The organism is Balneola sp., assembly GCA_003712055.1.
Taxonomy (GTDB): domain Bacteria; phylum Bacteroidota; class Rhodothermia; order Balneolales; family Balneolaceae; genus RHLJ01.
Map to the genome: position 1 here is coordinate 208,224 of RHLJ01000005.1, position 15,452 is coordinate 223,675.

A 15,452-nucleotide genomic window follows, 5' to 3' on the forward strand; every position below is an offset into this window, starting at 1 on the left:
AATGATTTATAGATAAATCGTCTTTTAAGATCCGTTGTAAATAAAGAATTTAATTTTAGATGTACTAGTTCAATCTGGTGCTAACCCTGATTGGGATTAAGGAATTTTCTTTTTTGAGTCAGCAGGAACCTTAATAAAAAAAAGCCCTAATTAAATCAGGGCTTTTAAAATGGGTTGAACTAAAATTAGTTTGACTTAGGACCATCCCAGTCCGGGATTCCAAAACCTTCTAAAGAAGCTTTACGAATTGGTTCTACCGCATCATTTACTGCCTGTAATCCAAAGTCTAATCCGGAAATAGTTCGAAGCGGACGTGTTCCTGGTTCCATGTTAATCAGTTTTTCGAAATCTTTAACTACAATCATTGGATCAGTAGCTTCAGGAGTATTCTCAAAGAGGTCAAGTACCTGGTTGGTAAATCCTTCACCAAATTCTTGTACGTGCTGGTAGGCAGCAGCAGCTTCAGGGTTAGATGGAGGGGTCATATTTCCAAAGAAGCTTGTTTTAAATGGACCTGGCTCAACTAAAACTACATCTATGCCAAGAGGAGCAAGTTCATATCTCATAGCTTCACTTAAGCCTTCTAATCCCCATTTACTTGCATTATATACTCCAAACCCAGGGAATGCTGCACGTCCAGCAGTTGAGCTTACCTGAATGATTAATCCTGAGCCCTGAGCTCTCATTCCGGGAAGTACTGCATTAGCAGTTCGAACGGTTCCAGCGATATTAATATCTAACTGTGCTAGCACATCATCTCCGCTAAATGCTTCAATCGGTCCGCCAAATCCTGAGCCAGCATTATTGATTAATACATCAACTCCAGCTGTTTGAGCCAGAGCGGCTTTAATACTTTCGTCTGATAGTACGTCCAGTTCCAGGACATCAATGGTTACGTTGTTTTCTTCAGCAAATGTTTTTAGAGCGGTAGCAGCTTCGGCGTTTTTGCCATCGGTATTTCTCATGGTTGCATACACATGATGACCTTGTTCGGCTAAATATTTAGAAGCGTCAAAGCCAAATCCCGAGCTGGTTCCTGTAATAAGTATTCGTTTCATTGTAATAGTAATAATGGTTGTTTGTTTATTGAATAATGGTGCAGATTGAACTGCTTTTTGATTCAGAAATAATTAAATCAAATCCGAGTCGAATTAAACAAACACCGTGCTAAATAATCGTTAATTCTGATAAGAAGAATCTATCAGGTTGATTAGCTCAGGAATTTGGCCGGTAGAAATTCCAGGTTGTGAATGTATTACCAACCTCTGCTTGGCCAATAATCTCATATCCAAATCGTTGGTAAAAAGCTACGTTTTTGGATACCTCAGTGGATAAAGTAACTCCTCTCGACTCCTCCAACTCTTTTGAAAATTGATGGACATGATTGAGTAATAATTTACCCAGGCCCAATCCTTGAGCTTCTTTTTTAACACCAATCATATTCAAATGAATATGTGGTTCTGCCACATCAAACTGAGAGCAGATAGTGCCAAATTGTTCGTACCTGCCGCGGGCTTCCTCACCAAGTTCCTGCCAGATCTGCTTTTTTGCTAGTTCTATTTCAGGCACATCTACAGATTTGAAAGGAATGGAGACAGTAGCAACTGCTTTGAGATCTTCTTGTTCGAAAACACCAAACATATATTCATTCCGAAGAACGCGATTCAATACAAAAAAATGGATAAGCTTCCTGTATTTCGAATCATAGTCAGTAGTGTCACCCAATACATATTTCATAACCGGGTATTCAAAGAACGCATCACAGAATATGTCTACAACCTGTTCAATATCTTTCCCAGGGATTTGTACTACTCTATTTTTCGAATCATTCATCATAGCATAAACTTATGGCTACCAAAGGTATTGCTATGATTGATTATAGAAATACTATTAAATAATTACACATAGTTTACTGCAAGATTTTTTGGTTATTCGTTAATGGTTATTGGTGAACTCCCTTACCAATAACCATTAACGAGTAACTCTTAAGATCAGTAAGTAATTCATGCATACTAATTCATCCTACTTTATGGAATAAAAACTCAAACTACAGAGAGGCTTCAGGAATTTCACCTTTAAATGGGCCAACAATTTCTGAGGTAATCCATCCGCCATAAAATCCACCAGGCTGAGGACGCACTTTTTCTCCGTCAACATAGCAGTCAAGGTGAGCAGGATAGAACGAGAGGTATCCAGCTATTGCTGAGAAATCCTCAAAGGGATTAGGATAGCTCCAGGCTACTTTTCTTAAAATCCCGGTACCGGCTATCACATCCCAGTATTGGGCAGCTCCTTTCCATTCACAAAGAGAAGCCCCTCCAGATGGTTGCAAAAAATCCATATTTAAAGAATCTGGGGGAAGATAGAAAGTAGGGGGACTGGCAGTTTCTAAAATTCGGATAGCTCTACTGGTTTCTGAAATTATAATTCCTTCTGATTTGACGACAACTGTTCTGGAATCAGCTACAATCTTGGGAGGCCTTGGGTAATCCCAAACAGATTCTTGTCCTGATTCAGGCTCTAATGCAAAAGGAGGTCGTTTTTGACCACGGTATTCCCATTTGTCTCTGTTTGCTTTAATCCAGTTTGGTATTTTAGCCATGAATAATTGTTTGAGATATTTTTTTATGGACAATTACTACTTAAAAATGGTTTCAAGCTTACAAGTTTTGACTTCAAATTTTATGTAAAAAGCGCTACCATAATTAGCTGAATTCATTAAAACTGGTACTTAATCTCTATCCATGGATGTTCATTTTGAGTTAAATGAAGTAACCGCCAAGCTTCCTAAACATCTGCACAAATTTATAGTCCGGCAACCCTATGAGGATTATACTGCGCAAAACCAGGCTGTATGGCGCTATGTGATGCGAATGAATGTAGACTACCTGAGCAAAGTAGCACATGGTTCTTATATCGAGGGACTGGCAAAAACAGGGATCTTTGTTGATGAAATTCCTAGGATGGAAGGAATGAACCGCATTCTTAAGGATATCGGATGGGCGGCTGTATCAGTAGATGGTTTTATCCCGCCCAATGCTTTTATGGAATTCCAAGCCTACAATGTATTGGTGATCGCATCTGAGATGCGAACCATTGATCATATTGAGTACACTCCAGCTCCGGATATTATACATGAAGCAGCAGGGCATGCTCCAATCATAGCCAATCCTGAATATGCAGAATATTTGAGGAGGTTTGGAGAAATTGGTAGTAAGGCGATCTCATCGGCTAAAGATTACGAGATGTACGAAGCCATTCGCTTACTATCTATTCTTAAGGAAGACCCCAACTCATCTCAAGATGAAATAGATAAAGCTCAACAGCAGGTTGAGCATCTACAGGAAAATATGGGTGAACTTTCCGAAATGGCTATGATCAGAAACCTTCATTGGTGGACTGTCGAGTATGGATTAATCGGAGATCTTGAAGATCCAAAGATTTATGGAGCTGGACTGCTGTCCTCAATAGGGGAGAGCAAATGGTGCCTGCAACCAGAGGTTAAAAAGGCGCCTTATTCTTTAGATGCTGTGTATCAGAATTTTGATATCACTAAGCCACAGCCTCAGCTTTTCGTTACTCCTAATTTTGCTTTCTTAAGTCAGGTTTTAGAAGAATTTGCGAATACTATGGCTTTGAGAACAGGAGGATTAAAAGGTGTACTCAAACTCATTGATTCGGGGAGTCTTGGTACCGTTGAACTAAGTACCGGAGTTCAGATTTCCGGCACTTTTACTGAGGTAATAAAAGATCAAAATGGCAACGTCGCCTATTTAAGAACAACAGGCCCAACAGCTCTAGCTAATCGAGACAGAGAACTTATAAAGCATGGAACATTTTACCATACGGATGGTTTTGGGAGTCCTGTAGGAAATCTAAGGGGTATAAACCTACCTATTGAAGATATGTCTCCAAGAGATCTTGAGGCTTATGGTATTTATGAAGGCAAAGAGGTTTCTCTCGAATTCGAAAGCGGCGTGAAAGTTGAAGGGAGGATCGTTACAGGAACCAGGGATATTCGAGGTAAGATCCTATTAATAACCTTCGAAGAATGCACCGTTAGCTTTGAAGATCGAATACTCTTTAAACCTGAATGGGGAGTATATGATATGGTTATTGGGAAAGAAATTGTTTCAGCCTTTGCCGGTCCTGCTGATGTGAACTCTTTCGAAGAGATAGGGAAAGTATCAGAAACGAAGACCCATAAGATTAGCTACTCTGATTCTGAAAAAGTATTGTTTGATTATTACACGACAGTAAGAAAGCTGAGAGAAAATGAAGATATTACTTCAGAAGATCTCAAAGAGATATCTGAGAGAATAAGGGCGGACTTTCCGAAGGACTGGCTACTCCCACTTGAGCTTTATGAATTGGCTTCAAAATATGAGCTGGAAATACAGGATGAACTGTTGTCTTATCTGGATAACTTAAAACAAGATGAGTCACTTAAAAAACTCATTGAGAATGGGTTAGAGATCATTCAAAAAAATGAGCTGCAGGGAGCTTAAGAGTCTGGATCTGGTATTTATCTAATAGTAAGTTCCGGAGTTACTAACAAATGCGATTTTTTTACTATCGGGTGACCAGCTTGGTACATTCATCGTTCCCTGCCCACCATATACATAGGCGATAATTGTTGGCTCTCCACCTTCAATAGGCATCAGTCGAAGCATTACTTCTTTATAAAAAGGGTGTTGAGAAGGCTCAACATCGGTTCCAAAACTGATAAAAGCTATCCATTTTCCGTCAGGTGAGATATGTGGAAACCAATCATTAAACTCTTCATCAAATGTTAATTGAGTTTCATTCGAACCATCAGCATCCATTCTCCAAATCTGCATAGCACCAGTCCGGTCGGAATTAAAATAGATGTATTTTCCATCTGGTGAGTACTCAGAGCCGTCATCTAAACCTGGGGTGTCTGTGAGCTGGATTTCTTCCATGGTATTAATATCAGCAGAGTAGATGTCATATTTCCCATTTCTGAAACCTGTAAAAGCAACTCTGCTATTATCAGGTGATATTCCATGAAGGTATGAAGCTCCTATGCCCGATTTTGTGACTTGTTTGAGACTGTCACTCCCATTACTTGGAAGTATGTATATAGTTGAATTATTGTCGTCGTCGGGATTATGATTGCTTATTCCAAGCAACTTTCCATCAAATGATAACACATGGTCATTATTGTTATTAACGGCGAAACCTGAATTGAGTAGTTCTATTTTTTCCTTTTCAAAGTGATAGGTATATAGATAGCCATTAGAATTATAGATCAGGCTTTCTCCATCAACAGTCCAGTTCGGAGCCTGAATAGAATGTTCAGACTCAAATAAAACCGTTCTATTTCCAGTCTCAATATTAAGGATTTCCATCCTGCTACCCAGGTATTGTTGATATTGAATTAAATCTTCCGGAGCAGGTTTTATAATCCTGACATTTCTAAATTTGGCTTGTTCAATAACATCCGGATTATGTGCACATACATAAATGCCAGCCAGAACTTCATTTTTTAAATTAACCTCAGAAGTTTGGACAACAGAGAAAGGGTTTCCTTTTTTAGCTGTTGAAAATATATAGGTGTCACCAATTCTGGCCAATTGGATTACATTCGCAGAGCTATCCTTCGATACAGTTTCCTCTGTAGGGCCGTTAAATTCTTTTCTGTATTGCAGCGATACTAATCCGTCTCCATGAACGGTACCATTAACCATTGCTGAATGAGAGGAGAGGTTGTTCCTGACTGCCCAGCCAACCTTACGATGTGGATCAACTCCTTCACCAACAAACTCAATTTCTGCTCTAAGTATGAAATCTCCTTGAACAGCTTTCCATAGAAAGTGCATTTCGTCTGTTTCGGCCCACATGTTAAAACCGGATCCTGTAATCATATATTCTTCTGTTTCGTGATTGTACTCAACTGAACCAGCATGTTTTACCTCACCTATATCTATGGAGTTGTCAAATATTCCTAATTGGTAGTCGGGTAGTACATCATCAGGGATTGAACAGAACATGAAAAGGCTGATTACCGGAATCAATAATACCAGGTGTTTGACATTCATAAAGCGAGTAGGTTGGAAGTGTAATAGGCTGAACGAGTATATAGTAAAATGAATTGATTAATCCTACTTATAGAACTTTAAATTGAGTTACAATTGGTAAGAGATGAAGAGAGAAAAGAAAACTTCGACTCCTGACAGAATCAGAAAAATATGCTCATCGTCCTAAGGCCAAGAGGTCCATTTACTACTTTAAAAGGCTCGCCAAATTCAAACCCTCCTAAGTGACCAAAATAGCGGGCTCTGGCTTCCAATTGTTTAAAGTATCTATTTGAAGAAATATAGGTCTCCGGTTCGCTACCGGGTTCAGTTACATTAAACTGGGTGTCAAATGCGAGAATAGCCTTTTTCTTTTGCTCCCAATGCTCAGAAATATCCAGTATAAAATCTGGATCAAATGGGCGGTCCTGCATGTATTGAATGATATGCCCAGGCCTCCATGCAGATTGTTGATTCCCGTTATCATCAATACTTTCAAGCTTACTTAACCCTGAGTAGAATAGAGCATCGATGCATAATTGAGTTGCCTTACTATGGTCAGGATGACGATCATAAGAAGCCCCAATAATACATAGCTTGGGGCGCTTAGCGCGAACTTCACGAATGATCGCTAGTTGATTTTCTTCCGAGTTTTCCAGAATAGAATCACCAAGATTTAGATTAGTGCGATAGGAAATACCCAGTACTTTGGTTGCTTCTTCTACTTCTTTTGCTCTGATTTCTGCCGTACCTCGTGTTCCCATTTCTCCTTTAGTCAAATCCACCAGGCCCACAGAAAGACTTTCTGAAACTAACCTGGAGATCGTACCCCCGGCATTTAGTTCCGCATCATCAGGATGAGCAGCAAAGACGAGTACATCTAGATCCATTCTTTTTTAAAGAAAGTAAGAAGTTTTTGATATGAACCTAAATTTCAAATTTGATAGGCTTTATAAAAACTCTATTAAATTTGGACATATGGTTTACATTTTCTATCCACTTAGGGTGCCGCAGCGTTATTGGTTATTTGTTGATCACGTTACCAATAACAAATAACCATTGGGCAATCATTTATTGTACTTTACAAAAGTTTTTTAATTTTGAACTTTCTGAAACGAAAAGGAATTTGTCTCGTACGGATTTCGCATTGTTCAACATTCTTTCCACTATGAGATTTTTAAATAGCTTTTTCGAAGGGCTTCGGGTAGCTCTTCGGGCCCTCGCCATTAACAAGGTTCGCTCAGTGTTGACCGCTCTTTGTATCATTATTGGAATCACCATGGTTACTGTAGTTGATTCGGTTACAACCGGAATGGATGAGAATTTCGAAAATAGTATGGCTATGCTGGGTCGAAATGTAGTATATGTTGAAAAATGGCCATGGGATTGGGGAGATTTAGAATGGTGGGAGATTGCAGGACGTAAAGAAATGCAATTGGATTATGTTGAATTCCTCGACGAAAATAGTCGCCTGGCTAGTGATGTAGCCGCATCAGCTAATCAAAATGTATCTATCCGCTATAAAGATAAAAATGCTGATCAGGTTGGGATTAATGGGGCTACGGCGAATTATTTAAATATACAGGGATTGAATATTGAACGAGGACGAATGTTCACCGAAGAGGAGGCAAGGTCAGGGGTAAAGGTTGTTATCATAGGTAAATCTCTCCAAGAAGGCTTATTTGAGGAAGAGGATCCGTTGGGGAAAGAAATACGACTTGGAGGTCAACGGTTTACAGTAATTGGAATTCTTGAAAAACAAGGGAGTTTTCTCGGTTTAGGGGATGCTGATAATCGAGCAATTATACCAATTACAGCCTATGGAACTATTTATGGATTGAGGTGGGGGATACAAATTGGAGTGAAGTTTCCGGATGAGCAAAGTGCTATCGACGGAGAATATGAAATTGAAGGGCTTATGCGAAGAGTTCGAAACATTGATGCTGCTGAAGACAATGACTTTGCAATTAATAAACCTCAGGCCTTTGAGGAACAACTCGCTGGCTTCAAAAATGGAGTATATCTTGGAGGTTTTGTTTTGGTAGGGCTTTCTCTTCTGATTGGAGGTATTGGAATCATGAATATCATGTTTGTATCGGTAAGAGAACGAACTAAAGAAATAGGAATTCGAAAAGCAGTGGGTGCTAAATCATGGGAAATACTCACACAATTTTTAATTGAAGCTGTAATGATATGTATGCTTGGAGGGTTGTTTGGTGTAGTTCTAGCTTCTTTTTTTACCGTAATGATTGACCAAGTATTTACGGCCACAATGAATTTAGGAGTAGTACTTTTTGCTTTTGTTCTTTGCTCTTTAGTTGGAATTACTTTTGGTTTTATTCCCGCTTACAAAGCTGCAAAGTCTGATCCTATTGAATCCCTAAGATTTGAATAATGCAGTTCACCGAAACTTTTAAGCAGGCAACCGATTCTTTAAGAGCGAATAAGATACGCTCTTTTCTCACTCTCTTAGCTTTGGTAATTGGAGTATTTTCAGTAATTGTTTCCACTACTGCAGTTGCTGTGCTGGACAATTTCTTCACCAATACAATGAGTATTCTGGGAAGTGATGTAATTACTGTTCAAAAAAATCCCGCAGTTCAAATGGGGCCGAATGATCCCAGTTTAAGGAATAGGAAGAATATCAAATTTGAGGATGCAGAAGATCTTCAGGATCGTGCGCAAATAGCTGAAGGAATATCTCCATTAACTACCTTTAGTTGGACCAAGATAACCTATGGGGATCAAGAGACAGACCCGGATGTTATGATTCGGGGTAGCAATGACGAATTTATCGAAAACAATGCGTTCACCCTTGGAGATGGAAGAAATATAAATGAGGAAGATATTCAATATGCCAGAAATGTAGTTGTGCTTGGAAAAGATGTTCAGGTTGAGCTCTTTGAAAATGAATACCCACTTGGGAAAACGGTGAGAATTGATGGCAAGCCATATTTGGTAATAGGGCTTTTAGATAAAAAGGGTCAAATTTTTGGGTCTTCCTTCGATAATCTTGTAATTATTCCTTATACCACTGGTGTTAAAAATTATGGAGGAGAAAGAGGTATAGGTATCCAGCTACGGGCTCCTGAGATTGCCAAACTAGAGAATACTATTGAAGAAGTTACAGGGATTATGAGGGTTATTCGTGGAGTAAACCCATTAGATGATAATGATTTTGAAATTATTACTAATGATTCGCTTGGTGGTACTTTCGATAACTTTACCGGAGTACTTTTTTGGGCGGGTATTTTCATTGGCATAATTACACTTCTAGGTGCCGGAATCGGAGTAATGAATATAATGTTAGTTTCTGTTACAGAACGAACTCGAGAGATTGGGATCAGAAAATCTGTTGGTGCAACCAGAAAAGCGATTGTAAACCAATTTTTAATGGAAGCAATATTCGTCTGCCAACTCGGTGGGTTAATAGGTTTGATTTTAGGAATAATAGGTGGTAATTATGTTGCAGTACTATTAGACACGGAACCAGTTGTACCTTTGGTTTCAGTCTTAGGTAGTTTCTTTGGTATGACCTTTGTCGGTTTAATATTTGGAGTATATCCTGCCTATAAGGCTTCTAAACTTGACCCAATAGAGAGTTTACGCTACGAATAAGATTTAAAGCGGAACGAAATTTCGATTCTTGTATATTATTTAGGTGCAAGAAATTAGTAGGGCATTACTATGAATGAAGAAATAATTCAAAATTTAAATGAACGCCTTGATCTCGCTATCGAGAAAGGAAGAGATATTCTTTCTGATGAGGAGCTTCAGCTTCGATTGAAAGAACTGAAAGACCAGGCTGAAGAAACAATTCGTGAACGACCGCTTCTAAGTGTTGCAGTGGTTGCGGCGGTAGGATTTATCATTGGGCGCTTGTTACGCTCAGACGATTAACATGGATCAACTAAATACAAGGTTAAAGCAAATTACCGGGGAACTTAAAGAGTATATAGAAACCCGGATTAACCTACTTGTTCTCAATGTAGGAGAACAAGTTACGGGCTGGGTTGGAATTTCTACTCAGAAAATTATTGGATTTACGGTGCTTGGTTGCGGATTATTTTTCGCCGCTATTGCATTGGCTTTTTACCTTGGAGATTTGCTCGAAGACGACGCGCTTGGCTTTTTGGTGGTATCACTTCCTTTATTGCTTATCGGAGTAATTTTTGCGTTTTCAAAACCTTTTGGTATTGCAAAGTCGATTCAGAGGCAATTGATGTCAGGAGTAATTAAGTCGATTGAAGAAGATGAAGAACAAGAAGCACTCCAATTAAGTGAAGGTCAAAGGAAGAAGGAGTTGAAGCAATGAGTAAGTCAAAAGATCCCATTGCGCAAAAAAAGAAAGAACTGAAAGCCAACCTGGTAAGAATACAGAATGATTTAGACCAATCACTTACAAATGTTCGCGATGAGGTTGCCGAAAGTTTTACTCCTAAGGAAATTGTTAAGAAGTATCCGCTCCCTGTAATTGGAGTATCCTTAGTAATAGGTTTCTTACTTGGTTCAGGAGGGGGGAGCCGAAAATCTGGTAAATCGTCTAAGGAAGGAATTGCTCAATCGGTTGGGAATTCTATCAAAAAGAAACTTACTCAAAAAGCGGTAGATGCTGCATTAGACTATGTTGACGAAAAATTTTTAAACCGAAAGGAAGATTAAATTCGTCTTAGAAGCGATTAAATAAGTAAAAGGTTATAAAACCTAATCACAGTAGAAAATTCTGTAACTATTTTTAGTGTCTAACGTGCAAGCACACCGCAATTAAACCAAGATATAAATAGATATGAAACGAATTCTTTCGCTAGCACTTCTAATAACAACAATCACTACGGCAACAACATTAGGGCAATCGGTACAAAAAATAACACTTCAGGATGCAATACAGATTTCTTTGGAGAATAATTATCTCTTAAAGCAAGCTGAAAATAATTTAGCATTAGCTGACGAGAGCATCAGAAGTGAATACGCAGATTTCTTACCATCATTAAATTCCTCTGCAAGTTATTCAAGACAAACGGGGCGGCAATTTGTTCAAGAAACATTAACATTTGATGATGTTACTTCCCAAAGTATAAATGGAAGTGTTTCGACAAACCTTACCATTTTTAATGGTTTCGAGAACATTATCTCTCTTAGACAAAGCCAAATAGCACAAACATCGGCAGAAGATAGGCTCCAAAGAGAAAAAGAAACCGTGATTTTTAATACAGCAACAAGATTTTTGCAGGTTTTATTAGATACGCAGCTCTTAGAAAACGCTCAGGAAAATCTCTCCTATTCTGAACGTCAGCTGGAACAAATTCAAGCCCAGGTAGAAGTAGGTTCTCGACCACAAGTGGACTTATTCAATCAGGAAGCAACCGTGGCTAATAATGAATTAACAGTTACTCAAAACGAAAATACGTTAGTGCTTAGCCGACTAAATTTAATCCGACAGTTACAGATTGATCCTTTAGGTGATTATGAGTTTGTAGTTCCAGAAATCGGAGATGAGCAAGCGTCGAGTGCAAATCCTTCTGCCTATTCTTTAGAAGAACTGATTGATGAAGCTTTGGCAACACGAGCTGATTATCGTACAGCTGAGGCAAATATTAAAAACTTTGAACTACAGTTGCAGTTATCAAAGACAAGGTTAATCCCTACCGTTGGAGCTAACGCTAGTATTTCTTCAGGGTATTCCGATCAGTATTCTTTGTTTGGAGAAAGTGTAAGTTTTAATGATCAATTTTTTGACCAACGAATAAATCGTACATATGGATTATCCTTAAGCATTCCAATATTTCAAAATTGGGATAGGATGTATAATATCGAATCTTCAAAAGTTAATTTAAAAAACGCTGAACTTGGTTTAGATGATACCAGACTTGGTATTATACAGGAAGTTACTCAAGCTTTTACAACCTATTCGGCATACGTGAAAGCATATGAAGCAAGTACCAAGGCTCGTGTTGCATCGGAGAAAGCATTTGAAACAGAACAAGAGCGTTATAATGTTGGTGCTAGTACTCTAGTTGAACTTACTCAGGCACAAGCCAATTTTGTTCAAGCTCAATCAAATTATACAAGAGATTTATACAATCTTGTATTTCAGGAAAAGCTTCTGGATTTCTATTTAGGCAAGCTTAGTGGCGAAACAGTAGAATTTTAACATTAGTTATTGAGGGGTAAATCATGGCTAAAAAGAAAAAATCTTCAAAGAGAACACTTTTTTGGATTCTCGGAATTGTATTTGTTCTCTTTCTAGGAGGCTTCGGGTTAAAACAAGCAGGAGTGCTAGGTAGTGAAGCAAAAGGCACTTCGGTTGAAACAGCACAAGCTAAGCTCAAAACCATCACTCAGGTAGTATCCGCATCTGGTAAAATTCAACCAGAAGTAGAAGTGATTATCCGCCCCGATGTTTCTGGTGAGATTATAGAGCTATCGGTAAAAGAAGGAGACTTTGTTAGAAGAGGTGATCTTTTACTTCGTATTAAACCGGATATCTATCAGGCGAGAATTGATAATTTAAACGCTGCTCTTTTAACTCAGAAGGCGCGCCTTGAGCAAACAAAAGCTACACTAATTCAAGCTGAAGCTGCTCACGAACGTGATAAAGAGTTATTTGATAGAAGTGTAATCTCAGAGATGGACTACATTCAAACTAAATCCAACTGGGATTCTCAGAAAGCTAATCTAAAAGCTGCTGAGTACCAGGTAGAAAGTGCTGAAGCTCAATTACGTCAGGCTCAGGAAGAGCTTGAACAAACAGTTATTCGCGCTCCTCAAGATGGAACTGTTACAGGTTTAGCCGTTGAGAAAGGAGAACGTGTACTGGGGAATTCTCAAATGGCAGGTACCGAAATGATGCGCGTTTCTCTGTTAGACCGTATGGAAGTACTTGTCGAAGTAAATGAAAATGATATCGTCAATGTATCTGTAGCTGATACCGCCCGAATTGAAGTCGACGCATATCCTGAGCGTCAGTTCAATGGTGTAGTAACCGAAATTGCTAATTCAGCAAGGGTCACTGGTGCAGGATCTAACGAACAGGTAACCAACTACCAGGTAAAAGTTAGGATTGTTACTCCGCATAACTTAGAAAGTACAGGTGGCCAGTTAGTAAGAACCGATTATCCTGAAAATCCTGAGGAAGGTTTCGTACCAAACTTTAAGCCGGGTATGTCTGCTACAGTAGATGTTGAAACCGAAATGGCTATTAATGTAGTTTCTATTCCAATTCAGGCGGTAACCATTCGAGATTTTGCTAAAGATGAACCAGGGGAAACAGAAGGTACAGAAGAAGGGGAGGTTTCAGAAGATGAGGCACAAGTTGAAATGGCCTCAGCAACCACTAATACTAATGATGATTTAATCATTCAAAAGGAAGATTTCAGAAAGGTAGTATTCAAAGTTTCTAATGGTGAGGTAACACGTATCCCTGTTGAGACAGGAATTAGTGACAATACCCATATTCAAATTACTACGGGAGTAGAAGCTGGTGATGAGATTGTTATCGGGAGCTACAGAACTCTTTCAAGAAATCTCAAGAACGGGGACAAAGTAGAAGTATCTAACAGTACTTCAGCACCAAGTAACTAAAATTTAGGGCAATTAATAATGAGCGAAAAAGAAGCTGTCATCCAAATTACTGACCTGACACGTACCTACAAAATGGGGGAAACCCTTGTTAGGGCATTAGCAGGTGTCTCATTCAATGTTAAAGAGAACGAATACATTGCGATCATGGGGCCCTCTGGTTCAGGTAAATCAACCTTGATGAATATGATTGGTTGCCTGGATACTCCATCATCAGGTGAGTACATATTGAATGGAAATCAGGTGAGCCAAATGGATGATGCTGAACTAGCCGAAGTCCGTAATCGTGAAATTGGTTTCGTATTCCAGACATTCAATCTTCTTCCGCGAACAAGTTGCCTGGCTAATGTGGAATTACCGCTCATTTATGCAGGAATGAAATCATCGGAAAGAAAAGAAAAAGCTGCAGAAGTACTTGAGAAAGTTGGGCTCGGTGATCGTATGGATCATAAACCCAATGAGCTTTCCGGTGGACAGCGACAGCGTGTGGCTATTGCAAGAGCACTTGTCAATAACCCATCGATTCTTCTTGCTGATGAGCCGACTGGAAATCTGGATTCTAAAACTGGTGATGAAATTATGCTGTTGTTCGAGGAGCTTTATCGTCAGGGTAATACTATTATTCTGGTAACTCACGAAAACGATATTGCCAAATACTCACGAAGAATAGTTCGGCTTCGGGATGGTTTGATTGAAACAGATAAGGTGGTTGAGAATCCCACACTGGCTAATCAGGAATTAGTTTAATTCAATAAAAAAGGCGCTTATAAGCGCCTTTTTTATTTCATCTATCTTCCAAATCCAATCCCAACACCTGCATTAAAGGTGGTATACTCTGATAAAGTAACTTCACCATAAATCCTAAGGATGGCGATTTTAAATTGAAAACCTGCCAAGGCATGGGCATTTGCATCTGAATCCAGAGATGCAGAAACAGGATCTGTATAATCAATCGATCCATTATTGTCTACGTCGTATTCCCCAAGCATATCAATATCAATACTTCCTCCCTGGATACCGAATCCTGCATAAAGTGATATAAGGGGTAGGCTTTTCCCAACCAGGGCATTTACAACATAGGAACTTGTTGTTGTTTCAACAATTTGATCCAGTTCTTTTGAAATATATCCGTTCAAATCTATTTGTGAATATCCGGCCATTATGGAGATATCTAATGGAAATAAACCGGGTAAGTACTGAGAGATACCATGCTTAATTCCGACTCCGAATACAGACATGTCTCCATAATCAGGGATTTCGGTTTCAGGAATAAATCGTATGGTTATATCAGTATTAGCTACCAGACCAACATTCGCCTGAATCATTGCTGCCGGAACATAACTGAAGCCCGAACCTTGAGGAACCTGAATTGGATCATAGGTGCCTGTAATATCAGTAATAGTCTGGCCCGGAGTATCTGTCCCTGCGATGGTACTAGACTCTCCAGGCGAGACAGTAACATTCTGAAGTCCTATAGTATTGGCATCAAACATTTGAGCTGAACTAGGTACAGCAGATAACGCTGTTCTTACTTGAATACTGAAATTCAATGTTTTAGACGGTGCAGCTTTAGTATTCCAACCACTATTTAAGCCGGTACTTATCCCAGTAGCTAACGGTGCAAGATAAGCTGTGGTTAAAGCACGTGTATTTTCTTCCTGAGCCTCAAGGAAAGCATTAATTTCATTAACCTGGGCATGAGTTGGATTTGCAATCAACACTGCTATTAAAAGGATCAATAGCGATGTAAATTTTATTGACATGCGAGAGTACATAGGGAACCTCCGGGTTATCGTTTTAAGATTTGTGCAATATTAGCAATAAAATTCTGAAATA

15 protein-coding genes are annotated in these 15,452 nt (G+C 39.0%); 9 read left to right on the forward strand and 6 right to left on the reverse strand.

Going from position 1 to position 15,452, the window contains the following annotated elements:
• Positions 1-185: 185 nt before the first annotated feature.
• The 3 genes from ED557_12865 to ED557_12875 all read right to left on the reverse strand — a co-directional run bounded on the left by ED557_12865 (position 186) and on the right by ED557_12875 (position 2,602).
• Complete coding sequence (locus tag ED557_12865; protein RNC80016.1) at positions 186-1,058, reverse strand: SDR family oxidoreductase; 873 nt, start codon at positions 1,056-1,058, stop codon at positions 186-188.
• Positions 1,059-1,215: 157 nt separating this feature from the next.
• A complete protein-coding gene (locus ED557_12870) occupies positions 1,216-1,836 on the reverse strand; it encodes a GNAT family N-acetyltransferase (GenBank protein ID RNC80017.1) in 621 nt (206 codons plus the stop codon).
• Between the two features lie 211 nt (positions 1,837-2,047).
• Positions 2,048-2,602, reverse strand: a complete 555-nt coding sequence (locus ED557_12875; GenBank protein RNC80018.1) for a DUF427 domain-containing protein — start codon at positions 2,600-2,602, stop codon at positions 2,048-2,050.
• A gap of 142 nt (positions 2,603-2,744) precedes the next feature.
• Between ED557_12875 and ED557_12880 the strand changes: the two genes are divergently transcribed.
• On the forward strand, positions 2,745-4,508 hold the full coding sequence (locus ED557_12880; GenBank protein ID RNC80019.1) for an aromatic amino acid hydroxylase: 1,764 nt from the start codon (positions 2,745-2,747) through the stop codon (positions 4,506-4,508).
• A gap of 21 nt (positions 4,509-4,529) precedes the next feature.
• On the opposite strand, the gene ED557_12885 is transcribed toward ED557_12880, so the two are convergent.
• Both ED557_12885 and bshB1 read right to left on the reverse strand, forming a co-directional pair.
• A complete protein-coding gene (locus ED557_12885; GenBank protein ID RNC80020.1) occupies positions 4,530-6,062 on the reverse strand; it encodes a biopolymer transporter TolR in 1,533 nt (510 codons plus the stop codon).
• Positions 6,063-6,202: 140 nt separating this feature from the next.
• Positions 6,203-6,928 (reverse strand): bacillithiol biosynthesis deacetylase BshB1, encoded by a 726-nt coding sequence (bshB1, locus tag ED557_12890; GenBank protein RNC80021.1) that lies wholly within the window; start codon positions 6,926-6,928, stop codon positions 6,203-6,205.
• Positions 6,929-7,206: 278 nt separating this feature from the next.
• Between bshB1 and ED557_12895 the strand changes: the two genes are divergently transcribed.
• The 8 genes from ED557_12895 (at position 7,207) to ED557_12930 (ending at position 14,363) form a co-directional block, all read left to right on the forward strand.
• Complete coding sequence (locus ED557_12895; protein RNC80022.1) at positions 7,207-8,433, forward strand: FtsX-like permease family protein; 1,227 nt, start codon at positions 7,207-7,209, stop codon at positions 8,431-8,433.
• Positions 8,433-9,656, forward strand: coding sequence for an FtsX-like permease family protein (locus tag ED557_12900; protein RNC80023.1), 1,224 nt, complete (start codon positions 8,433-8,435; stop codon positions 9,654-9,656). The genes ED557_12895 and ED557_12900 overlap by 1 nt, the downstream gene beginning before the upstream one ends.
• A gap of 69 nt (positions 9,657-9,725) precedes the next feature.
• Positions 9,726-9,938 carry a hypothetical protein gene (locus tag ED557_12905; protein RNC80024.1) on the forward strand — a complete coding sequence of 71 codons (213 nt, stop codon included), beginning with the start codon at positions 9,726-9,728 and terminating at the stop codon, positions 9,936-9,938.
• Position 9,939: 1 nt separating this feature from the next.
• The gene (locus tag ED557_12910; protein ID RNC80025.1) at positions 9,940-10,353 is read left to right on the forward strand and encodes a hypothetical protein; all 414 of its coding nucleotides are present in this window, start codon (positions 9,940-9,942) and stop codon (positions 10,351-10,353) included.
• On the forward strand, positions 10,350-10,700 hold the full coding sequence (locus ED557_12915; GenBank protein RNC80026.1) for a hypothetical protein: 351 nt from the start codon (positions 10,350-10,352) through the stop codon (positions 10,698-10,700). The genes ED557_12910 and ED557_12915 overlap by 4 nt, the downstream gene beginning before the upstream one ends.
• A gap of 124 nt (positions 10,701-10,824) precedes the next feature.
• On the forward strand, positions 10,825-12,189 hold the full coding sequence (locus ED557_12920; protein RNC80027.1) for a TolC family protein: 1,365 nt from the start codon (positions 10,825-10,827) through the stop codon (positions 12,187-12,189).
• 23 nt (positions 12,190-12,212) lie between these two features.
• The gene (locus ED557_12925; protein ID RNC80028.1) at positions 12,213-13,619 is read left to right on the forward strand and encodes an efflux RND transporter periplasmic adaptor subunit; all 1,407 of its coding nucleotides are present in this window, start codon (positions 12,213-12,215) and stop codon (positions 13,617-13,619) included.
• Positions 13,620-13,634: 15 nt separating this feature from the next.
• Positions 13,635-14,363, forward strand: a complete 729-nt coding sequence (locus ED557_12930) for an ABC transporter ATP-binding protein (protein RNC80029.1) — start codon at positions 13,635-13,637, stop codon at positions 14,361-14,363.
• A 41-nt stretch (positions 14,364-14,404) separates the two neighbouring features.
• Here ED557_12930 and ED557_12935 read toward each other — a convergent pair whose 3' ends face one another.
• Positions 14,405-15,355 (reverse strand): hypothetical protein, encoded by a 951-nt coding sequence (locus ED557_12935; GenBank protein ID RNC80030.1) that lies wholly within the window; start codon positions 15,353-15,355, stop codon positions 14,405-14,407.
• Between the last annotated feature and the right edge of the window lie 97 nt (positions 15,356-15,452).